General features: G+C 43.6%; 20 protein-coding genes, 1 rRNA gene and 1 pseudogene. 20 read left to right on the top strand and 2 right to left on the bottom strand.

Going from position 1 to position 20,525, the window contains the following annotated elements; genetic code table 11:
• The 11 genes and pseudogenes from ABCM67_RS05530 to pgeF all read left to right on the top strand — a co-directional run.
• Window positions 1–764 (top strand): 23S ribosomal RNA (locus tag ABCM67_RS05530); the annotation flags it as partial.
• A 323-nt stretch (window positions 765–1,087) separates the two neighbouring features.
• Window positions 1,088–1,786: an energy-coupled thiamine transporter ThiT gene (locus tag ABCM67_RS05525; protein WP_022427325.1), complete on the top strand. Its 699-nt coding sequence runs from the start codon at window positions 1,088–1,090 to the stop codon at window positions 1,784–1,786.
• Window positions 1,787–2,194: 408 nt separating this feature from the next.
• Window positions 2,195–2,727: pseudogene (locus ABCM67_RS05520) on the top strand (IS607 family transposase).
• Window positions 2,657–3,820 carry an RNA-guided endonuclease TnpB family protein gene (locus ABCM67_RS05515; RefSeq protein ID WP_147603544.1) on the top strand — a complete coding sequence of 388 codons (1,164 nt, stop codon included), beginning with the start codon at window positions 2,657–2,659 and terminating at the stop codon, window positions 3,818–3,820. The pseudogene ABCM67_RS05520 and the gene ABCM67_RS05515 overlap by 71 nt, the downstream one beginning before the upstream one ends.
• Before the next feature lie 196 nt (window positions 3,821–4,016).
• Window positions 4,017–4,892: a methionyl aminopeptidase gene (locus tag ABCM67_RS05510; RefSeq protein ID WP_015525317.1), complete on the top strand. Its 876-nt coding sequence runs from the start codon at window positions 4,017–4,019 to the stop codon at window positions 4,890–4,892.
• Between the two features lie 138 nt (window positions 4,893–5,030).
• On the top strand, window positions 5,031–5,378 hold the full coding sequence (rplS, locus tag ABCM67_RS05505) for a 50S ribosomal protein L19 (protein WP_015525316.1): 348 nt from the start codon (window positions 5,031–5,033) through the stop codon (window positions 5,376–5,378).
• A gap of 96 nt (window positions 5,379–5,474) precedes the next feature.
• Entirely contained in the window at window positions 5,475–6,083 is a 609-nt protein-coding gene (lepB, locus tag ABCM67_RS05500) for a signal peptidase I (protein ID WP_015525315.1), read from the top strand.
• A 42-nt stretch (window positions 6,084–6,125) separates the two neighbouring features.
• Window positions 6,126–6,983, top strand: a complete 858-nt coding sequence (gene ylqF / locus ABCM67_RS05495; RefSeq protein WP_147603543.1) for a ribosome biogenesis GTPase YlqF — start codon at window positions 6,126–6,128, stop codon at window positions 6,981–6,983.
• On the top strand, window positions 6,983–7,738 hold the full coding sequence (locus ABCM67_RS05490; protein ID WP_015525313.1) for a ribonuclease HII: 756 nt from the start codon (window positions 6,983–6,985) through the stop codon (window positions 7,736–7,738). The genes ylqF and ABCM67_RS05490 overlap by 1 nt, the downstream gene beginning before the upstream one ends.
• A gap of 45 nt (window positions 7,739–7,783) precedes the next feature.
• Window positions 7,784–8,143, top strand: a complete 360-nt coding sequence (locus ABCM67_RS05485; RefSeq protein WP_044960433.1) for a YraN family protein — start codon at window positions 7,784–7,786, stop codon at window positions 8,141–8,143.
• 18 nt (window positions 8,144–8,161) lie between these two features.
• On the top strand, window positions 8,162–9,007 hold the full coding sequence (pgeF, locus tag ABCM67_RS05480) for a peptidoglycan editing factor PgeF (RefSeq protein ID WP_022426627.1): 846 nt from the start codon (window positions 8,162–8,164) through the stop codon (window positions 9,005–9,007).
• Here the strand turns inward: pgeF and ABCM67_RS05475 are convergent.
• Window positions 8,994–10,166 (bottom strand): ribose-phosphate pyrophosphokinase, encoded by a 1,173-nt coding sequence (locus ABCM67_RS05475; protein WP_059085936.1) that lies wholly within the window; start codon window positions 10,164–10,166, stop codon window positions 8,994–8,996. The genes pgeF and ABCM67_RS05475 overlap by 14 nt on opposite strands.
• Before the next feature lie 145 nt (window positions 10,167–10,311).
• Here ABCM67_RS05475 and ABCM67_RS05470 point away from each other — a divergent pair, with 145 nt between their 5' ends.
• The 4 genes from ABCM67_RS05470 to ABCM67_RS05455 are packed head-to-tail and all read left to right on the top strand — an operon-like array spanning window position 10,312 to window position 14,666.
• Window positions 10,312–11,697 carry a DUF512 domain-containing protein gene (locus tag ABCM67_RS05470; protein ID WP_147603542.1) on the top strand — a complete coding sequence of 462 codons (1,386 nt, stop codon included), beginning with the start codon at window positions 10,312–10,314 and terminating at the stop codon, window positions 11,695–11,697.
• Window positions 11,660–12,985: a ribosome biogenesis GTPase Der gene (der, locus tag ABCM67_RS05465; protein WP_015525309.1), complete on the top strand. Its 1,326-nt coding sequence runs from the start codon at window positions 11,660–11,662 to the stop codon at window positions 12,983–12,985. The genes ABCM67_RS05470 and der overlap by 38 nt, the downstream gene beginning before the upstream one ends.
• A gap of 4 nt (window positions 12,986–12,989) precedes the next feature.
• Entirely contained in the window at window positions 12,990–13,637 is a 648-nt protein-coding gene (plsY, locus tag ABCM67_RS05460) for a glycerol-3-phosphate 1-O-acyltransferase PlsY (protein WP_147603541.1), read from the top strand.
• A 12-nt stretch (window positions 13,638–13,649) separates the two neighbouring features.
• Window positions 13,650–14,666, top strand: coding sequence for an NAD(P)H-dependent glycerol-3-phosphate dehydrogenase (locus tag ABCM67_RS05455; RefSeq protein ID WP_147603540.1), 1,017 nt, complete (start codon window positions 13,650–13,652; stop codon window positions 14,664–14,666).
• Between the two features lie 154 nt (window positions 14,667–14,820).
• Here ABCM67_RS05455 and ABCM67_RS05450 read toward each other — a convergent pair whose 3' ends face one another.
• Window positions 14,821–15,648, bottom strand: a complete 828-nt coding sequence (locus tag ABCM67_RS05450) for an aldo/keto reductase (RefSeq protein ID WP_173722181.1) — start codon at window positions 15,646–15,648, stop codon at window positions 14,821–14,823.
• 346 nt (window positions 15,649–15,994) lie between these two features.
• Between ABCM67_RS05450 and ABCM67_RS05445 the strand changes: the two genes are divergently transcribed.
• The 5 genes from ABCM67_RS05445 (at window position 15,995) to cooS (ending at window position 20,483) form a co-directional block, all read left to right on the top strand.
• Complete coding sequence (locus ABCM67_RS05445; protein ID WP_118514483.1) at window positions 15,995–16,387, top strand: cobalt transporter; 393 nt, start codon at window positions 15,995–15,997, stop codon at window positions 16,385–16,387.
• Between the two features lie 64 nt (window positions 16,388–16,451).
• Complete coding sequence (locus ABCM67_RS05440; protein ID WP_021975843.1) at window positions 16,452–16,634, top strand: CooT family nickel-binding protein; 183 nt, start codon at window positions 16,452–16,454, stop codon at window positions 16,632–16,634.
• A gap of 23 nt (window positions 16,635–16,657) precedes the next feature.
• Window positions 16,658–17,590, top strand: a complete 933-nt coding sequence (locus ABCM67_RS05435; protein WP_118514479.1) for a methylenetetrahydrofolate reductase — start codon at window positions 16,658–16,660, stop codon at window positions 17,588–17,590.
• Between the two features lie 112 nt (window positions 17,591–17,702).
• Window positions 17,703–18,473, top strand: coding sequence for an AAA family ATPase (locus ABCM67_RS05430; RefSeq protein ID WP_021975845.1), 771 nt, complete (start codon window positions 17,703–17,705; stop codon window positions 18,471–18,473).
• Window positions 18,474–18,590: 117 nt separating this feature from the next.
• On the top strand, window positions 18,591–20,483 hold the full coding sequence (cooS, locus tag ABCM67_RS05425) for an anaerobic carbon-monoxide dehydrogenase catalytic subunit (protein ID WP_059085929.1): 1,893 nt from the start codon (window positions 18,591–18,593) through the stop codon (window positions 20,481–20,483).
• Window positions 20,484–20,525 lie beyond the last annotated feature (42 nt).

The following is a 20,525-nucleotide window of genomic DNA, read 5'->3' as shown; positions in this document are numbered from 1 at the left end:
AAACGGTAACGTCAGTTGCCGCGGAGCCGCTGTTGGGATACCACCCTTGTGATATTGGGCTTCTAACCAGCCGCCGTAATCCGGCGGTGGGACAATGCCAGGCGGGGAGTTTGACTGGGGCGGTCGCCTCCGAAAGGGTATCGGAGGCGCCCAAAGGTTCCCTCAGAATGGACGGAAACCATTCGAAGAGTGCAAAGGCAGAAGGGAGCTTGACTGCGACACCGACGGGTGGAGCAGGTACGAAAGTAGGGCTTAGTGATCCGGTGGTATTAAGTGGGAATGCCATCGCTCAACGGATAAAAGCTACCCTGGGGATAACAGGCTTATCACTCCCAAGAGTTCACATCGACGGAGTGGTTTGGCACCTCGATGTCGGCTCATCGCATCCTGGGGCTGTAGTAGGTCCCAAGGGTTGGGCTGTTCGCCCATTAAAGCGGTACGCGAGCTGGGTTCAGAACGTCGTGAGACAGTTCGGTCCCTATCCGGCGTGGGCGCAGGATATCTGAGAGGAGCTGTCCTTAGTACGAGAGGACCGGGATGGACGGACCGCTGGTGGACCGGTTGGCTTGCCAAAGCCATGGCCGGGTAGCCAAGTCCGGAAGGGATAAACGCTGAAGGCATCTAAGCGTGAAGCCCCCCTCAAGATGAGATATCCCATTCTTATGAAGTAAACCCCCTTGAAGACGACGAGGTAGATAGGGCAGAGGTGGAAGTGTGGTAACACATGGAGCTGACTGTTACTAATCGGGTGAGGGCTTGACCAACAAGCCGAGGAAGCGGGGATACCCCCCGCTGTAGTATCGGTACGCAGGTTAAATTTGATTCAAAAAGTTTGATTAACCATCAACAAAGCATGTATGTAGTTTTTAAGGTACAAAGGGAAAGAGGAAAGCAGGAGAAAAATCAGTACATGGATTTTTCTCCTGTTTTTATTATATATAATCATACATCTCCCACCATTTACATCTCTTTTTCCATATGCTACAATAGGTAAGACCAAGGAGCCTGACCAGGCTGTGAGGAGGTGCAGGCTTTGACCTTTGAACTTGATTTGGGCAATTTAATCGTAAGGAGGAAAGAAAAGAGTATGTTTAATTTTCTTGTGACTGCCGAAGGCGGTCTCACAACGGCAGGATATGCCGTATCTGTTATTGCAGTCCTGATTTTGATAATTCTGGTAGCAGTATTACTTCAGAAAAACACATCTGCATTAAAATTTACCACACAGCAGCTGGTTACCTGTGCAGTAGCATTGGCACTTGCATATGTAACTTCCTACATTAAGATATTTAAACTGCCATTTGGCGGATCTGTGACCTTGTTCAGTATGTTGTTTATTGTTCTGATCGGTTACTGGTATGGCATTAAGGTAGGAATTCTTACCGGTCTTGTATATGGGATTTTTCAGTTCCTCCAGGAGCCATATGTCCTTTCATTTTTTCAGGTATGCTGTGATTACATTCTGGCATTTGGAGCCATGGGGCTTTCCGGATTATTTACAAAATCCAGAAAACATGGTCTTCTTAAAGCATACATACTAGCAATTCTGGCAAGAGGGGCATTCCATGCACTTGGCGGATATCTTTATTGGATGGATTATATGCCGGATAATTTCCCGAAGTCTCTGACAGCTTTGTATCCGATTATTTACAATTACAGTTATATTCTTCTGGAAGGTGTACTGACGATCGTAGTAATTTCTATTCCGGCAGTATCCCGTGCACTTGGGCGAATGCGAATAATGGCAACTGGTGGAAACCGACAATCTGCAGCCACCGAAAAATAATTAATACAGACACATAAATAAAAATAGATCGTTCAAGCTACTACGATCTTTTTTTATTGAAAAATCACAAAAAGTTATATAAAACAAACCAAAAACACAAAGAATACTTTTCACCTAAAGAAAGTTGTGCTATGATAATCAGGCGGAATAATTTCCCATTCAAACGGATGAAGGCAAGTCCCCACCTACAGTTTATTGCTTTTCGCAACCACATAGGAGACTTCTTTGATTCGGTTAAAATATTTCAGACAGATATAACATATCTGAACATATAAAATACAAAAGAAAAAGCAGCCATACAGTTGCGAAAAGGAGAATATCTTAAGTAATCAAATTTGTTGACTAATGTGATCAAATGTGTTTAAAAGTACTCAAAAGAAAGAGTAAATTATTATGAACACATCAAATATCACAAATTACAAGCCAAAAGATTTTGCTGAACTGTTAGGTGTATCTGTAAAAACATTACAGCGTTGGGATAGAGACGGAACTCTAAAGGCAAACCGAACTCCAACTGATAGACGTTATTACACTTATGACCAATATCTGCAATTCAAAGGAATAAGTACTGAAGATGACCAACGTCAGGTAGTTATTTATGCCAGGGTATCTACAAGAAATCAAAAAGATGATTTACAAAATCAGGTTGCATTTTTACGACAGTTTTGTAATGCCAAAGGTATTATTGTAGACCAGTGTATTGAAGATTATGGAAGTGGCCTTAATTACAATCGTAAAAAGTGGAACGAATTATTAGATGAAGTGATGGAACAAAAAATCAAAACCTCGTGCAGGATATTGTTTCAATACTCCATGTGTTCTTTTGCAGGTTGTACGGACTTCGTAAGTATAAAAAACAAATAGAAAGGGATGTGGAAATTGCTAAAGAGCTTCAAGACGGAAATAAATCCGTCAGAGGAACAGAAAGTCAAGATTCATAAGACGATAGGAACTTGTAGATTTATTTATAATTTCTATCTTGCCCATAATAAAGAACTTTACAACAACGGTGAAAAGTTTATGAGCAGTAACAGGTTTAGAGTCTGGCTTAACAATGAATATCTTTCTGAGCATCCGGAGTATTCGTGGATCAAGGAAGCTTATTCAAAAGCAGTAACACAATCAGTAAATAATGGACAAACTGCTTTTACAAGATTTTTCAATCACGAGAGTGCTTTTCCTAAGTTCAAAAAGAAAGGCAGATCTGATGTAAAGATGTATTTTGTAAAGAATAATCCAAAGGATTGTCGTTGCGAAAGGCATAGAATCAATATTCCGTCACTTGGTTGGGTCCGTATCAAAGAAAAAGGATATATTCCAACAACTAAAGACGGATATGTGGTTAAAAGTGGCACGGTCTCAATGAAAGCTGACAGATACTATGTTTCAGTTCTTGTAGAAATTTCTGATAACAAGATTGCTGATAATTCCAATGCAGGAATTGGCATAGACTTGGGATTAAAGGATTTTGTCATTGTTTCTAATGGTAAGACTTATAAGAACATCAACAAGTCAGCAAGACTGAAAAAGCTTGAGAAACAACTTATTCGGGAACAGAGATGTCTCTCCCGTAAGTATGAAAATCTAAAGAAAGGAGAAGTCACTCAAAGGGCGAATATACAAAAACAAAAACTCAAGGTACAGAAACTTCATCATAAGATAGATAATATCCGTACTGATTACATTAACAAGACAATCACTGAGATAGTGAAAACCAAGCCATCTTATATAACGATCGAGGACTTAAATGTAAATGGTATGATGAAGAATCGACATCTTTCAAAAGCAGTTGCATCACAAAAGTTTTATGAATTTAGAACAAAGCTGCAAATCAAATGCAATGAAAATGGGATCGAACTTCGAATAGTAGATAGATGGTATCCATCATCTAAAACCTGTCATTGCTGTGGCGCTATCAAAAAAGATTTAAAGCTTTCAGATAGAATATTCAAATGCAGTTGCGGTTATGTCGAAGACAGAGATCTCAATGCTGCACTTAATTTGAGAGATGCAATAACTTACGAAGTTGCATAACTAAAACGCAAACGTAAGTATGTACCGAAGGCTATTTTCGGGAATTTACGACTGCGGAGTGTACAAGAACTTGTGAGTAGATATGATTTCGGTCAATCAAAAACATACACGGTGAAGCAGTAAGTAGAACTCGTGAGAGTCTACGTTATCTCGATGTGAGTATATTTACACATATTTTGAGTGGCAGAAGAAAAAGATGTCTAAAAAAATTGAACGAAATGATCCCTGCTGGTGTGGAAGCGGAAAAAAATATAAAAAATGTCATGAAGCATTTGATGAAAAAATGGAACTCATGAAAAAGAAGGGGTATGCAGTTCTTGACCATGATCTGATCAAGACACCTGCACAGATCGAGAAGATCAAAGAGAGCTGCAAGATCAATGTTGCAGTTCTTGATTATGTTGCAGAGCATATCGGACCAGGCGTGACGACACAGCAGATTGATGACTGGGTACATGAAGAAACAGTACGTCATGGCGGAATTCCGGCACCACTTAATTATGAAGGTTTTCCAAAAAGCGTATGTACATCTATCAACGAGGTAGTATGCCACGGAATCCCGGATGAAGAAATTGTCTTAAAAGAAGGTGATATTGTCAATGTAGATGTATCCACCATTTATCAGGGATATTTTTCTGATTCCTCCCGTATGTTCTGTATTGGACAGGTAAGTCCGGAGAAGGAGAAGCTTGTCCGTGTGACAAAAGAATGCATAGAGCTTGGCCTTGAACAGGTAAAACCATGGACACCGATCGGAAATATGGGAAGTGCTGTACACAAACATGCAGTGGAAAACGGCTATACAGTTGTGAGAGAAATTGGCGGACATGGTGTAGGTCTTGAGTTTCATGAAGATCCATGGGTAAGCTACACATCTAAGGAAGATACAGGTGTACTCATGGTACCCGGAATGATCTTTACTATTGAACCAATGGTCAATATGGGATCTGATGAAATCTATACAGATGAGATCGATGACTGGACAGTGAGGACAGAGGATGGTCTGCCATCGGCACAGTGGGAGATCATGGTCCTTGTTACAGAAACAGGACATGAGGTCCTTTGCTGGTAAAAGCCATCGAAAATCCGGAAAAAAAGTCCTTGCAATGAGAAGTTATCTAGTGTATAATCACATATGTTGTGAAAAAAGATGGTCCTCTGTTACCATATGTGTATTAAGAACATCCAGTATAATTAAGGAGAGAAAGAAATGAACGAAATTATTAAGAACATTGAGTCCGCTCAGCTGAAAGCTGAAGTACCGCAGTTCCGCGTAGGAGACACTGTAAGAGTACACGCACTGATCAAAGAGGGAACACGTGAGCGTGTTCAGATCTTCGAGGGTACAGTACTTAAGAGACAGGGTGGAAGCACAAGAGAGACTTTCACAGTAAGAAAGAGCTCCAACGGTGTTGGTGTTGAGAAAACATGGCCGCTTCATTCCCCACATGTAGTTAAGGTTGAGGTTATCCGTCATGGTAAAGTACGCCGTGCGAAACTGAACTACCTGAGAGATCGTGTAGGTAAAGCAGCTAAGGTTAAAGAGCTTGTAAAATAATTTCATAAGTAAAGAGGCAGGGACAATAACATTTGCTATTGTCCCTCTTTTTACATCAGTGCGTATGCGTGTAAAGACACATACAGGGGATAGAATATGGGATTAAATAAGAAGATTAATATCGAAAATCTGAAGGAAAACAGAGCTGTTTCCGAAGCAAGGGAGAAGCTTCGTGATGACAGGACAAGAGGAATCGTGAAATGGGTGTTTGAAATTATTGTGACCCTGGTTTTTGCTGTGCTGGTTGCAATCTCTGCATTTCAGACTGTGACATTGCAGGAAAGTGCCATGGAACCTACGTATTCTGTAAGTGAAAAGTTTTTTGTAAACAGGGCTTTATATAAGGTCAGTTCACCAAAACGTGGAGATGTGATCGTTTTTAAAACAAGCGCCAGTGACTCGGCAGCCCTGCATATCCGACGTGTGATCGGCCTTCCCGGGGAGACTGTTCAGGTTAAAGACGGGAAGATCTATATCAACGGCAAGGTTTATGAAGAAAACGGAGCTTATCAGGATATGACAGATGGAGGACTTGCAAATAGTGCTATAACTCTGGAAAGCGGGGAATATTTTGTCCTTGGTGATAATCGCAATAACAGTGAGGACAGCCGCTTCAGCGATATCGGAAATATCAGTAAGAAGTACATTGTCGGGAAAGTTTGGTTTACAGTTTCTCCGAAAAATAAAATAGGTTTTATAAAATAGATCAAAGTAAATAGATTAAAGTATAGATAAATGAGGTGAATTATGAACGTACAGTGGTATCCAGGCCATATGACGAAGGCGAAGCGTCAGATGCAGGAAGATATCAAGCTGATCGATCTGATCATTGAGCTTGTAGATGCAAGAGTTCCTCTTTCCAGCCGAAATCCGGATATTGATGAGCTGGGAAAAAACAAGGCGCGTATGATCCTTCTCAACAAAGCAGATCTTGCCGATGAGAGACAGAACCGTGTCTGGATGGAATATTTCAAAGAAAAAGGAATCTATGCGGTAAGTATTGATTCCCGCAATAAGGGATCTATGAAGGCCGTTTCTGCGGCAATCACAGAGGCATGTAAGGAAAAGACAGAGAGAGACCGGAGACGAGGAATCAAAAACCGTCCAGTACGTGCGATGGTTGCAGGAATCCCTAATGTTGGAAAATCAACATTTATCAATACCTTTGCAGGAAAAGCCTGTGCCAAGACCGGTAATAAACCAGGAGTTACAAAAGGAAAACAGTGGATACGTCTGAATAAAAGTGTGGAGCTTCTGGATACCCCTGGAATTCTCTGGCCGAAATTTGAAGATCAGGAAGTTGGAATGCGTCTTGCCTATATCGGTTCGATCAAGGACGATATTCTGAACATCGAAGAACTTGCCCTGGGTCTGATCGGATATCTGCAGGAGTTTTATCCGGCAGCGATCAGAGAGAGATACAATGTAGAAGAAGAGCTGAAACCGCTGGATATCCTTACTGCAGTTGCGAAAGCAAGAGGATGTCTGAAAAAGGGCGAAGAGCTTGATTATGAGAAAGCATCCCGCCTTTTGCTGGAAGAATTTCGTTCCGGAAAACTGGGAAAAGTGACTCTGGAGTTTCCAAAAGGACCGGAGGAAGCGTAATGGAAACAATGAAAGATATTAAGGCGCGTTTTGCGTCAGCGAAGGAGGGCGAATATAACGCCCTTTTTCGTCATTATGAAAATGATGAGAGAAGCGGTGTACAGAAACTGATCCAGCAGTATCACAAAAAGCTTCAGGCTCTGGAGGATGAGCGTGTACGTACAGAGAGCATGAAGAAATATGAACATGAATATGAGCATCTTGGATATCTTTGCGGGATCGATGAGGTGGGAAGAGGCCCTCTTGCCGGACCGGTAGTCGCCTGTGCGGTGATCCTTCCGAAAGACTGCGATATTTTATGGCTGAATGATTCTAAAAAGCTTACAGCTAAGAAGAGAGAAGAATTGTACGATGTGATCCTGGAGGGAGCAGTTTCTGTTGGAATTGGAATGGCAAGTCCGGAGAGGATTGATGAGATCAATATCCTGCAGGCAACCTATGAGGCAATGCGTCAGGCAGTGAGCAGGCTTTCTGTACAGCCGCAGCTGCTTTTGAACGATGCGGTTACCATACCGGAAATCCAGATTCCGCAGGTACCCATCATCAAAGGTGATGCAAAAAGTGTATCCATTGCGGCAGCAAGTATTGTTGCCAAAGTGACCAGAGACCGGATGATGGAAGAATATGATAAGGTTCTTCCGGAATACGGATTTGCCTCCAATAAAGGATATGGTTCTGCAGCGCATATTGAAGCACTGAAGAAATATGGACCAAGTCCGATACATAGAAAAACGTTTATCACACATTTTGTATAAAAATACTTAAGATACCGACATCAAAAACAGAAAGGTTTTGTTTATCTGAAGGAAAATAGAAGACAGAAGGGCAGCTATTATGAAGGAATTGCTGCAGCGTTCCTGCAAGAAAAGGGGCTGCAGATCAAGGAAAGAAATTTTCGCTGCCGAAGTGGTGAGATCGATCTTGTTGCGCAGGATGGAAGATATCTGGTGTTTATTGAAGTGAAATACAGAAAGAACGGAAAGAGTGGAAGTCCTTTTTCAGCGGTAGGGAGAGAAAAACAGAGGATCATCAGCAAAGTGGCAATGTTTTATCTGATTGCACATGGATACCGGGAGCTGCCTCCCTGCCGTTTTGACGTAGTAGGAATTGATGGAGAGAACATCCACTGGATAAAAAATGCTTTTGATTTTTGCAGTTGAAAGGACTGGTCACATAAGATGAAAATAAAATGGTATAAAGATAAACAGCTAATGAATGTAAATCAGAAGAACAAGGTTACCTGGCTTACATATCCTGCTTTTGAGAAATTTCCCGGGATCGTACATGGCTTCAGTACCCGCCTGGGAGGAGTAAGCCAGGGGATTTATGAATCTATGAACTTAAGCTTCACAAGAGGGGATGAAGAGTCTGCGGTGCGGGAAAATTACCGCAGACTTTCTGCTGCTATGGGATTTTCCATGGAAGATATCGTAACCTCTGATCAGACACACACCACCAATGTACGTGTGGTCACGGAAGAAGACAGAGGAAATGGGATCACAAAACCAAGACCTTATACAGATGTGGATGGAATGATCACCAATGTGCCGGGACTGGTGCTGGCAACGTTTTATGCGGACTGTGTACCACTTTTCTTTATAGATCCGGTACATAGAGCTGTGGGATTATCTCATTCCGGCTGGAGAGGTACTGTAGGAAAGATCGGAAAAGTGACGGTGGAGAAGATGACTGAGGAATTTCAGACAGATCCTTCAGAGCTTTATGCAGCCATTGGTCCTTCTATCTGTCAGGATTGCTATGAAGTCAGTGAAGATGTGATCGATCAGTTTAGAGAGGCGTTTGAAGAAAAATACTGGGATGTGCTTTTTTACAGAAAACCAGATGGGAAATACCAGCTGAATCTGTGGGAGGCGAACCGAAGGATCTTTCTGGATGCAGGCATAAAAGAAGAGCGGATCTCAATGCCGGGCATCTGCACCTGCTGTAATCCGCTCTTTCTTTATTCACACAGGGCTTCTCACGGAAAACGTGGAAACCTGGGAGCATTTATTACTGTTCGTTGACTTTTTTCATGAGATTCATGATCTTTTCGTTGCTGGAACGAACCTTCTCGACAGATACATCATGATTGATGATATCGATGATACTTGCAAGATATTTGCTCATGTTTGCTTCGATATAGTATGGGCGGTCAAGAAGCTCAGGAATACGATAGTTAAGGTTGGTTGTGATGACTCTGTCCAGCCAGCCTTTTTCGTAATATTCATCAAATTTGGCTACGCCATCTGTAAACAGACCGTAGGTTGTGCAGACGAATACACGTCCGGCTTTACGCTCTTTGAGCTGACGGGCAACATCCAGCATACTTTCTCCGGAGGAGATCATATCGTCGATGATGACAACGTCTTTGCCCTCTACGGAATCTCCGAGGAATTCGTGAGCAACGATCGGGTTCTTTCCGTTGACAACGGTGGAGTAATCACGGCGTTTGTAGAACATACCCATATCGACTCCAAGGATATTGGAGAAGTATACAGCACGGGACATGGCACCTTCATCCGGACTGATGATCATGAGATGATCATTGTCAAGCTTGAAATCAGGGACATTTTTGACCAGAGCTTTCAGGAACTGGTATGTTGGGAAAAAGTTATCAAAGCCCTTCAGCGGGATAGAGTTCTGTACACGTGGGTCATGAGCGTCAAAAGTAATGATGTTGGAAACGCCCATAGCACTTAACTCGCGAAGTGCAAGTGCACAGTCAAGAGATTCTCTCTTGGTACGTCTGTGCTGACGTCCCTCGTAAAGGAATGGCATGATAACGTTGATACGGTGTGCTTTACCGGTGGCTGCGGAGATAATTCTCTTCAGATCCTGGTAATGATCGTCCGGAGACATGTGGTTCTCGTGGCCGCATACGCTGTAAGTAAGGCTGTAATTGGTCACATCTACCATAATGTAAAGGTCTGTACCACGAACGGATTCTTTGATGTAACCTTTACCTTCACCGGTTCCGAAACGTGGGCATTCGCAGTCTACAAGGAAAGATTTCTCTGCATAGCCCTGTGGAATAATGGTGGATTTCTTGGCTGCTACAAGTTCTTTACGGAATTTAACCAGCTTTTTGTCAACCTCCTCGGCCAGTTCGCGGCATCCGGCAAGTGCAGCGATTCGGATCGGGGCAACAGGCATAGACTTCTCCAGCAATTCTATGTTTGGCATAATATTCCTCCTAAGTGTATGTCATAAAAAAATTCTCAGTCTATTTATAACATCAGACGCACGTGTCAGTCAAGGTGTTTTCTCAAAGTGTTGATTTTTGGAACCAAAGTTGTTATTATATACGGGATAGAAAAGGGAGATAATGATGAAATTAAGAAAGCATATGATTTCCAGGGTGCTGCCCGACAGTATTGCCGAGGAGCTGGGGCTGGAACCAGGGGACAGACTTGTGTCTGTAAACGGTCAGCCTGTGGAGGATGTCTTCGATTACCGGTATCTCATGAATGAAGAGCTTGTGGTGCTTCTGGTAGAGAAGCCCGATGGCGAAGAGTGGGAGCTGGAGGTAGAGAAGGAATATGAGGAAGACCTTGGAATAGAATTTGAGAACGGGGGACTGATGGATGACTATCGTTCCTGTTCAAATAAGTGCATGTTCTGTTTTATTGACCAGATGCCGCCGGATATGCGTGAGACGCTGTATTTTAAGGATGACGATTCCAGGCTTTCCTTTCTTCAGGGAAATTATGTGACGCTTACCAACATGAGTGAGAAGGATATTGAGCGTGTGATCCGCTATCATCTGGAACCGATCAACATTTCGTTCCAGGCAATGAATCCGGAACTCCGGTGCAAAATGCTGCATAACCGCTTTGCAGGAAAGGCCCTGGAGAAGGTGGATATGCTGTATAACGCAGGGATCACCATGAACGGACAGATCGTACTGTGTAAAGGTGTTAATGACGGGGATGAGCTGGAATACAGCCTTGAGAAGCTTGCCGCTTACGCACCGGTCCTTCAGAGCGTTTCTGTTGTACCGGTAGGACTTACCAAATACAGAGAGGGCCTTTATCCTCTGGAGTCTTTTAATAAAGAAGATGCCGAAAAAGTCCTGAGTCAGATCCAACGCTGGCAGAAAATCATGATGGAGAAGTACGGGATTCATTTTATCCATGCTTCGGATGAGTGGTATATTTTGGCAGGAAGGGAGCTTCCCTGTGAGGAGGAATACGACGGATATCTGCAGCTTGAAAATGGCGTGGGAATGTTAAGACTTCTGGAAACCGAAGTAAAGGAAACACTTAAGGAACTTACCGGTGACGACCGTAAAGTGACAGGAAGGATCGCCACAGGAAAACTGGCGGCGCCTTTTATTGCCCGCTATATAGAAGAAATCAAGAAAAAATTTCCCAATGTGCAGATTCCGGTCACAACCATCGAGAATCGCTTTTTCGGCGAAAAGATCACGGTGTCCGGTCTGATCACCGGACAGGATCTGAAAGAACAGCTTTCCGGCCTTAATCTGGGAGAAAAACTTCTGATCCCGTGCAGTATGCTGAAAGGTGATGAGGAGATTTTTCTGGATGACATGACACTGGAAGAACTTTCGGAAGCACTGAACACAGAAATTGTAATCGTAGACACAGGAGGACGTGATCTGGTGGAAGCCGTGATCAATCCTCCGGAACATAAACAAACAAGAAGGAGACAGATTTATGAGCAAACCAGTAGTAGCGATAGTGGGAAGGCCTAATGTAGGTAAGTCCACTCTGTTTAATGCTCTGGCAGGTGATAATATTTCCATAGTAAAGGATACACCGGGAGTAACCCGTGACAGGATTTACGCAGATGTCACATGGCTTGACAGGACATTCACCCTGATCGATACAGGTGGAATCGAGCCGGACAGCAGTGATATCATCCTCTCCAGAATGAGAGAGCAGGCACAGATCGCCATTGATACGGCAGACGTGATCATTTTTATCACAGATGTACGCCAGGGTCTTGTGGATTCTGATGCTAAGGTAGCAGACATGCTCCGCCGCAGCGGCAAGCCGGTACGTCTTGTAGTTAACAAGGTAGACAGCCACCAGAAATATATGATGGACGTATATGAGTTTTACAATCTTGGAATCGGAGAACCGATCCCGATCTCCGCAGCTAACAGACAAGGTCTTGGAGACATGCTGGATGAGGTGATCAAAGAGTTCCCGGATAAGAGTGAAGAGGAAGATCAGGATGATATCCCGAAGATCGCCATTGTAGGAAAACCGAACGTGGGAAAATCTTCTCTGATCAATAAACTTCTTGGAGAAGAACGTGTGATCGTATCCAATATTGCAGGAACTACACGTGATGCTATTGATACAAAGGTCACCTGGAACAAAAAAGATTATATTTTTATCGATACCGCAGGCCTTCGCCGCAAGGGTAAGGTAAAAGAAGAAATCGAGCGCTACAGTGTTATCCGTACTGTGACAGCTGTAGAGCGAGCAGATGTGGTTGTAGTTGTGATCGATGCTTCCGAGGGCGTTACCGAGCAGGATGCTAAGATCGCGGGAATCGCTCATGACAGAGGAAAAGGTATTATTGTAGCTGTAAATAAATGGGATGCCATTGAGAAAAATGATAAGACCATTTACAAGCATACAGAAAAGATCCGCCAGATCCTTTCCTTTATGCCATATGCACAGATTATCTTTATCTCTGCAAAAACAGGTCAGAGACTTCCGAAACTTTTCGAGAATATCGATACAGTTATCGAAAATCAGACACTTCGTATCCAGACCGGTGTTCTTAATGAGATCCTTTCTGAGGCAGTGGCTCTTCAGCAGCCGCCGTCTGACAGAGGAAGAAGACTGAAGATCTTCTATATGACACAGGTTGCGGTAAAACCGCCGACATTTGTTATCTTTGTCAATGACAAGGAACTGATGCATTTCTCCTATGTAAGATATCTGGAGAACAAGATCAGGGATGCATTTGGATTTTCCGGAACTTCCCTGAAATTTATCATCCGCGAGCGCGGGGAAAAGGAATAAAAGTATGGAACGAATTATTTGTCTTGTTATCGGTTATGCATGCGGGCTTTTTCAGACAGGCTATATTATTGGAAAAGTCCACAAGACAGATATCAGAGAGCATGGCAGCGGGAATGCGGGGACTACGAATGCCTTTCGTACTTTTGGAAAGAAGGCGGGAGCAATCACCCTGTTGGGAGACTGCCTGAAGTGTGTACTGGCCATCGTGATCGTGAGAATGGTTTATGGAAATTCCATGAATGGTATCCTTCCGCTTCTTACTCTTTATGCAGCATTGGGATGTATCCTTGGACACAATTTTCCGATTTCCATGGAATTTCGCGGCGGAAAGGGAATTGCTGCTTCTGTGGGCATGATCATTGCTTTTGACTGGCGGATATTTATTGTATGTGCAGTTGTCTTTTTTGCGCTGTTCTTTACAACTCATTATGTGTCGCTTTGTTCTCTCAGTGCATATGCGGTTGCTTTTATCCTGGTCCTTGTTTTTGGGCATATGGGGAAATATGGAATGGATCAGCCGCATACCATTGAACTTTATATTGTGATGGCAGTTCTTACAGCGATGGCGTTCTACAGACACAGAGCAAACATTGTAAGACTGCTTCGCGGAACAGAGAATAAGGTGTTTTTAAGCAGTAAGAATAAAAAATAAGAGGTAAGATTTATGGCAAAAATCAGCGTACTGGGTTCGGGAAGCTGGGGATTAGCCCTGGCACTCCTGTTGCATAATAATGGCCATGAAGTCCTTCTTTGGTCAGCGAGACCGGAGAATGCCCGGAAACTCCGGGAAAAAAGAGAAAATCCTGACAGGCTTCCTGGGGTACGGCTTCCGGATGAGATCGATGTCCTGACTGATATGGAGCGTGCGCTTAAGGATGTGGATGTAACAATTCTGGCAGTAGCCTCCCCGTATATCCGGAGTACTGCACACAAAATGGCACCGTTTGTCTGCAAGGATCAGAAGATCGTCAATGTTGCAAAAGGCATCGAGGAAAAGACACTGAAAACCCTCAGTGAGGTGATCGAAGAAGAGATCCCGCAGGGAAATGTAGCTGTACTTTCCGGTCCAAGCCATGCGGAAGAAGTAGGGCGCGGACTTCCTACAACCTGTGTGATCAGCGCACATACACAAGAAACTGCGGAATACCTTCAGAGTATTTTTATGAGTCCTGTGTTCCGTGTGTATACAACGCCGGATATCCTTGGGGTAGAGCTTGGCGGAGCACTGAAAAATGTGATCGCACTGGCAGCAGGTACTGCAGACGGTCTTGGATATGGAGATAACACTAAGGCAGCACTGATCACCAGGGGAATCACGGAGATAGGAAGACTTGGTCAAAAAATGGGTGCACAGATGGAAACCTTTTACGGCCTGTCCGGGATCGGTGATCTGATCGTAACCTGTGCAAGTAAGCATAGCCGCAATCGAAAAGCCGGATACCTCATCGGCCAGGGATATACTATGGAAGAAGCTATGAAAGAAGTGCAGATGGTTGTGGAAGGCGTTTATTCCGCGAGAGCTGCAAGAGAACTTGCAGAGAAATATGAGGTGGAGATGCCGATCATAACAGAAGTGAACCGCGTACTGTTTGAAGGAAAATCAGCAGCGGAAGCAGTAATGGACCTGATGCTGCGTGATAAAAAAGTGGAAACACCCATGCTTCCGTGGGAAAAAGTGTGAGCGGATCAGTTAAATATTTCCAGATTTCAGATATGTGAAATGCTAAGCAGGGAATAACAGGATCGCCGTATCAACTGAAAAGAAAAATAAAAAGATATCTGCCAGAAGATCATTTATGATCTGACAGATATCTTTTTTTTCATTAATATGGAAATTAAAACTGAATATCACGGAGATCTTCCGGAACATGAGAAGTATGCAGATCTTCGTTCAATGTATCGATGATCGCCATATCTTCATCCTCGATATTGAAGTCAAAGATGTTTCCGTTACTGCGGATGCGTTCCGGGTTGATGGATTTCGGAATAACAGAAATTCCCTTCTGTATTGCCCAGCGAAGCCCGATCTGTGCAGGTGTCCTGGCATATTTGGTCCCCAGAACACACATTACATCATTGTCAAAATATGCACCTCTTGCCAGAGGAGCATAAGCCTGTACCTGAATACCGAAAGCCTTGCAGTATTCGATCAGTTCAGCAGGATAACACAAAGGATGGCACTCGATCTGGTTTACAGCAGGAATGATCCCGGATATCTTACGAAGCTCTTCCAGATGCCGGATATCAAAATTACTGACACCGATACTTAAAGCACGTCCGGACTCCAGAATGGATTCCAGCTCTTTCCAGGTGCTCAGGTAGCAGCCGGGAACCGGCCAGTGTATCAGATAGAGATCTACATAACTGACTTTCAGACGGTCGAGGCTACGGGAAAAAGCTCCCTGGACATCGCCGAGACGCTGCGCATTGTTCCAGATCTTGCTGGTGATGAAAAGATCCTTTCTGGGAACTCCGCATTTGGCAATGGCACGTCCAACGCTTTCTTCATTTTTATAAACAGAAGCGGTATCGATCATGCGGTAGCCGGCGGAAATAGCAGAAGTGACTGCTGCTTCGGCCTGTACGTCATCGGGCAACTTGTATACGCCAAGCCCCAGAAGAGGCATTTCTCTGTCGTTGTTCAGAAAAACAGTTTCTTTCAAAATAATTCCTCCTTGTATGTTCTGCTTTCCATGCTTTTGCTATTATAGCACAAAAATATGAAAGAATCACATCAATTATATTACAAAAGTGATAAAGCTTAGAGTTGGACAGACGCGCAGACTGGGTAATGAGTTGTGGTTTGAAGAGACTAACTTCGTTAAAAATGAAACAATCGAGTTAATTTACTGTCAAAGTTTTTGGAAAAATAGGAAAAACAGCATATAATTTTGGCTATATTTTATAATTATTTTCTTGATAATAACAGTGAAAAGATGTATAATAAATTTAATTGATAAATTCTTGTCATGAGAGTGTCCGCCCGGCGGATACAGGAAAGGGGTATTTATGCATTTAATCAAAGATGAGAATGGCAATCTTGTTCAGCATGGACATGCAGATAGCCATGAACATACACATGAGCACACCCATGAGGATGGTGTGACTCACAGCCATACACATAGCCATGCGGAAGGAGACAGCCATTGTCATACACACGGTGATGGGCACTGCGGTTCCTGTGAGAATGGTGACTGCAAGAATGAGACTGTAGCACTTCTTACCTATATGCTGCAGCATAACGAGCATCATGCTGCAGAACTTGATCAGATGGCTGACAATCTTAAGAAGCTTAACATGGATGCAGCTGCTAAGACGATCAAAGAGGCAGTAGCAGATTTTCAGAAAGGTAATATGAGGCTTGGACTTGCCCTTACACTTGTTAAGGAAGAGTTGAAATAAAAACTGACAGAATAGTTTTGACAGCATAGTGGTTAAATGACGCCACTTATTTGGAGGAATGATTATGTGTCTTGCAACAGTATATAAGGAAGAAGATAATTCTGTAATTTTTAAGAATGTAAGCCGGATCGATGTAGACGGAAATAAATTGATCCTTCGTGATATCATGGGAGATGAGCGCGTGGTAGAAGGCAGTATCCTTATGGTGGATCTTGCAAACAGCATCGTGAAACTGCAGTGTGACTGATACAAATACGTGGAGGACGATCAATGAAATTATCTGAAGCAATGAGAGAAAAAATGCTGCTTTCCTTTGAACTTTTTCCGCCAAAGACAGAAAAAGGTATGGCAAACCTGCCGGGAACCATTGAACATCTCATGAAGTATAGACCGGAGTATATTTCCTGTACATACGGTGCCGGCGGCGGAAATGTCGGAGCCAACAGGGAAGTATGCCAGATGATCAGGAACGCAGGAACTATTCCTGTAACACACTTCACAGTGATCAAGAACACAAAAGAAGGAATCAGACAGCAGTTGGAACGGTATCTGTCAGATGGCGTTGACCATATGTTGGCACTTCGCGGAGATATTCCGCTTGGTGAGACAACGACCTGCGGAGACTTCAATTATGCGACAGACCTTGTTAAATTTGTCCGTGATGAATTTGGCGATAAGTTTGAGATTGCAGTAGCCGGTTCACCGGAAGGCCATATCGCATGCAGAAGCTTGGATGCTGACATTGCTGTTTTGAGACAGAAACAGGACAATGGTGCTGATTATATCATGACTCAGCTCTGCTGGGATATGGAACAGTTTAAATACTGGTTGGACGCTATCCGCGAGGCTGGAGTGACAATGCCTGTAGATGTTGGCGTAATGCCGATTTTGGATCAGGCAGCTACCATTAATATGGCCCTTTCACGTAACGGCTGTGTAATGGACAGTGAGCTTTGCAGGCTGATCTCCAGGAACTGGCTGTTCCCGAATCCGTTTAACGCTAAAGATGCTGATGGTAAACCATTTGACATGTTCTATGAGGACAAGGTTAAACGATTCAAAGAAGAAGGAATCGAATACACCATCAGACAGATCGATGAGTATCGCGCTCTTGGTGTTGACGGTATCCATCTTTATGCATTAAACAAATGGAAAGATGTATCCGAGATCATTGACAGATCCGGACTTCGTACACTTATCTAATCATTAACGAAATAAATAAGAATTCCGGCACGATGCGGAGGTGTCAGAACAGTATCAGGCACCTCCCTTATGCGCCGGCATAACAGATATTAAATCAGGAGGTGCCCGTTTTATGGCACATGTTATTGCAGTCGCCGGAAAAGGCGGCGTTGGAAAAACTACATTATGCGGAATGCTGATCCAGTATCTCTGCGAAAAGAAAAAAGGACCTGTACTGGCGGTAGATGCAGATGCCAATTCAAATCTGAACGAGGTTCTTGGCGTAGAAGTAGATACGACTCTTGGCGATGTCCGTGAGGAGATCGCACATGCCGAGATGACAGAGAAAAGCCCGATTCCAAAAGGAATGTCCAAGGCAGATTATGCAGAGGTACGTTTCGAGGATGCTCTTGCTGAGGAAGATGATTACGATCTTCTTGTGATGGGAAGAACCCAGGGAAAAGGCTGCTATTGCTTTGTAAATGGTCTGCTTCAGGCACAGCTTGCCAAATACCAGAAGAATTATCCGTATATCGTTGTGGATAATGAAGCCGGAATGGAACACATCAGCAGAGGAATCCTTCCGAGTATGGAGACAGCAATTCTTGTAAGCGATTGTTCCAGAAGAGGTGTTCAGGCAGTTGGCAGGATTGCAGAGCTTATTAAGGAATGTGATATGAAACCTTCCAGAGTAGGTCTTATTATCAATCGCGCGCCAAAAGCAGAACTGAATTCAGGAATCCTTGAGGAAATCCGGAATCAGGGACTCGATCTGATCGGTGTGGTACCACAGGATGAGGCAGTTTATGAATATGACTGCGATGGTAAACCAACCGTTACTCTTCCTGAGGATAATCCGATGAGAAAAGCAGCTTTTGAAATTTTTGATAAATTAGGTTTATAACGAAATATAAACCTTTTTTTAAAAAAGAAAATAACCCATGGGTGGGGATGGGTTCCTGCCCTGGGCTTATTATAAAAAGAAAAATAAAAATAGATGTGCTATTAAAGGAGGTCTATAATGAGTGAATTCAAATTAACTACAGTGGAGGAATTTGAAGCCGCTACAGCCCGTCTTCTCGAGACAGGTGCAAAGGTAGGAGCAGATGCATGGCAGATCCGTGCAAAGAACCAGACTCCGCACTGTAAATTCGGTGAGCAGGGTATCTGCTGCCGTATCTGTGCAATGGGACCGTGTCGTATTACACCGAAGGCTCCAAGAGGAATCTGCGGATGTGATGCTCATGGTATCGTAGGAAGAAACTTCCTTAAATTTACAGCCGGTGGTGCAGCTACTCACTCCGATCATGGTCGTGAGATCTGCCATACACTGTACTGTGCAAAAGAGGGCGGAAATTATCAGGTAAAAGATCCTGAGAAACTGCTTCGCATTGCTAAAGAGTGGGGCGTGGAAACAGAAGGCAAGGATATCTATGATCTGGCTCATGAGATGGCTGAGATCGGTCTTATGGAATATGGTAAACCGTTCGGATATCAGAGATTCCTTGACAGAATGCCTGCAGGACAGAAAGAAAAACTGATCGAGAACGAAATCGCACCACGTGCTATCGACCGTGAGGTTGCAAGCTCCCTGCATATGTCTCATATGGGATGTTCATCTCTTCCGGAAGCACTTGTAAAACAGTCTATTCGCTGCGGTCTGGCTGATGGATGGGGCGGTTCCATGATGGGAACAGAGTTCTCTGATGTATTATTCGGAACTCCGAAGCCACTTGATACAGAGGCTAACCTTGGAGTAATGGTTGAAGAGAACGTAAACATTGTTGTACACGGACATGATCCGAGTCTTTCTGAGATGATCTGTGAGTATGCAGACAGCAAAGAAATGATCGATTATGCAAAATCTGTAGGAGCAAAAGGAATCACCGTTTCCGGTGTGTGCTGTACTTCTAACGAGGTAGCTATGCGTCGTGGTGTTCCGATGGCTGGTAACTTCCTGCAGCAGGAGAACGTAGTACTGACAGGTGCCTGCGAGGCAATCGTAGTTGATGTTCAGTGTATCTTCCCTGCATTAGGACCTCTGAGCAAATGCTTCCATACTAAATTTGTTACAACTTCTCCGATCGCTCAGATGCCGGATTCTGAATTTATCAGATTCAACGCTGAGACAGCAGGAGAAAATGCAAAAGCAATCGTTAAGATGGCTATCGATAACTTCAAGAACAGAAAACCTGAGCTTGTACATATCCCGCAGCTGAAACAGAAAGCTACTGTTGGTTACTCAGTAGAAGCGATCGTCAAAGTTCTTGATGGTGTTACAAACTCTCAGGTTGACGTAACAGGAACAACCAAACCATTACTTGAGTGCATCACTTCCGGTGTTATCCGTGGTGCTGTTGCTATGGTTGGATGTAACAATCCTAAGATCCGTCCTGACTATGCACATATCGAACTGATGAAGAAGTGTATCGCAAATGATATCATTATCATCGCTTCCGGATGTTCCGCACAGGCAGCTGCTAAAGCTGGTCTGATGGACAAATCCGCAAGAGATCTCTGCGGTGCAGGTCTGAAACGTGTCTGTGAGCTGGCTGATATCCCACCAGTACTTCATATGGGATCCTGCGTAGATATCTCCCGTATGATGATCCTGGCTGCTGAACTTGCAAAAGATGCAGGACTTCAGATCAATCAGCTTCCTGTAGTAGGATGTGCTCCTGAGTGGATGTCTGAAAAAGCTGTATCCATCGGTAACTACGTAGTTGGTACTGGTATTGATACATTCCTTGGCGTTGATCCATATGTTTCCGGTTCTTCAGAAATGTGCGAACTTCTTACAGAGGGAACAAGAAAATGGACAGGTGCTGCTTACACAGTAGAGACAGACATCGAGAAATTAGTTGATCTTATGATCGAGAGAATTGAAGAGAAGAGAACAGCATTAGGAATCTAATCCGTTGCGATCTTTAAAATGTTATAAAAGGTGGAAGACGTA

The sequence above is a fragment of the Blautia sp. 2227st1_G12_2227SCRN_220401 genome (genome assembly GCF_039062885.1).
Taxonomy (GTDB): Bacteria; Bacillota; Clostridia; order Lachnospirales; family Lachnospiraceae; genus Blautia_A; species Blautia_A fusiformis.
The sequence above is the reverse complement of the archived record's forward strand: the minus strand, read 5'-3'. Positions and strand labels throughout refer to the sequence as shown.

What these genes read in the sequence shown, in the direction of transcription:
- ABCM67_RS05525 (WP_022427325.1), top strand. Translation starts at nt 1,088, where the DNA reads ATGTTTAATTTTCTTGTGACTGCCGAAGGCGGTCTCACAACGGCAGGA.
- ABCM67_RS05515 (WP_147603544.1), top strand. Translation starts at nt 2,657, where the DNA reads ATGTGGAAATTGCTAAAGAGCTTCAAGACGGAAATAAATCCGTCAGAG.
- ABCM67_RS05510 (WP_015525317.1), top strand. Translation starts at nt 4,017, where the DNA reads ATGTCTAAAAAAATTGAACGAAATGATCCCTGCTGGTGTGGAAGCGGA.
- rplS (WP_015525316.1), top strand. Translation starts at nt 5,031, where the DNA reads ATGAACGAAATTATTAAGAACATTGAGTCCGCTCAGCTGAAAGCTGAA.
- lepB (WP_015525315.1), top strand. Translation starts at nt 5,475, where the DNA reads ATGGGATTAAATAAGAAGATTAATATCGAAAATCTGAAGGAAAACAGA.
- ylqF (WP_147603543.1), top strand. Translation starts at nt 6,126, where the DNA reads ATGAACGTACAGTGGTATCCAGGCCATATGACGAAGGCGAAGCGTCAG.
- ABCM67_RS05490 (WP_015525313.1), top strand. Translation starts at nt 6,983, where the DNA reads ATGGAAACAATGAAAGATATTAAGGCGCGTTTTGCGTCAGCGAAGGAG.
- pgeF (WP_022426627.1), top strand. Translation starts at nt 8,162, where the DNA reads ATGAAAATAAAATGGTATAAAGATAAACAGCTAATGAATGTAAATCAG.
- ABCM67_RS05475 (WP_059085936.1), bottom strand. Translation starts at nt 10,166, where the DNA reads ATGCCAAACATAGAATTGCTGGAGAAGTCTATGCCTGTTGCCCCGATC.
- ABCM67_RS05470 (WP_147603542.1), top strand. Translation starts at nt 10,312, where the DNA reads ATGAAATTAAGAAAGCATATGATTTCCAGGGTGCTGCCCGACAGTATT.
- der (WP_015525309.1), top strand. Translation starts at nt 11,660, where the DNA reads ATGAGCAAACCAGTAGTAGCGATAGTGGGAAGGCCTAATGTAGGTAAG.
- plsY (WP_147603541.1), top strand. Translation starts at nt 12,990, where the DNA reads ATGGAACGAATTATTTGTCTTGTTATCGGTTATGCATGCGGGCTTTTT.
- ABCM67_RS05455 (WP_147603540.1), top strand. Translation starts at nt 13,650, where the DNA reads ATGGCAAAAATCAGCGTACTGGGTTCGGGAAGCTGGGGATTAGCCCTG.
- ABCM67_RS05445 (WP_118514483.1), top strand. Translation starts at nt 15,995, where the DNA reads ATGCATTTAATCAAAGATGAGAATGGCAATCTTGTTCAGCATGGACAT.
- ABCM67_RS05440 (WP_021975843.1), top strand. Translation starts at nt 16,452, where the DNA reads ATGTGTCTTGCAACAGTATATAAGGAAGAAGATAATTCTGTAATTTTT.
- ABCM67_RS05435 (WP_118514479.1), top strand. Translation starts at nt 16,658, where the DNA reads ATGAAATTATCTGAAGCAATGAGAGAAAAAATGCTGCTTTCCTTTGAA.
- ABCM67_RS05430 (WP_021975845.1), top strand. Translation starts at nt 17,703, where the DNA reads ATGGCACATGTTATTGCAGTCGCCGGAAAAGGCGGCGTTGGAAAAACT.
- cooS (WP_059085929.1), top strand. Translation starts at nt 18,591, where the DNA reads ATGAGTGAATTCAAATTAACTACAGTGGAGGAATTTGAAGCCGCTACA.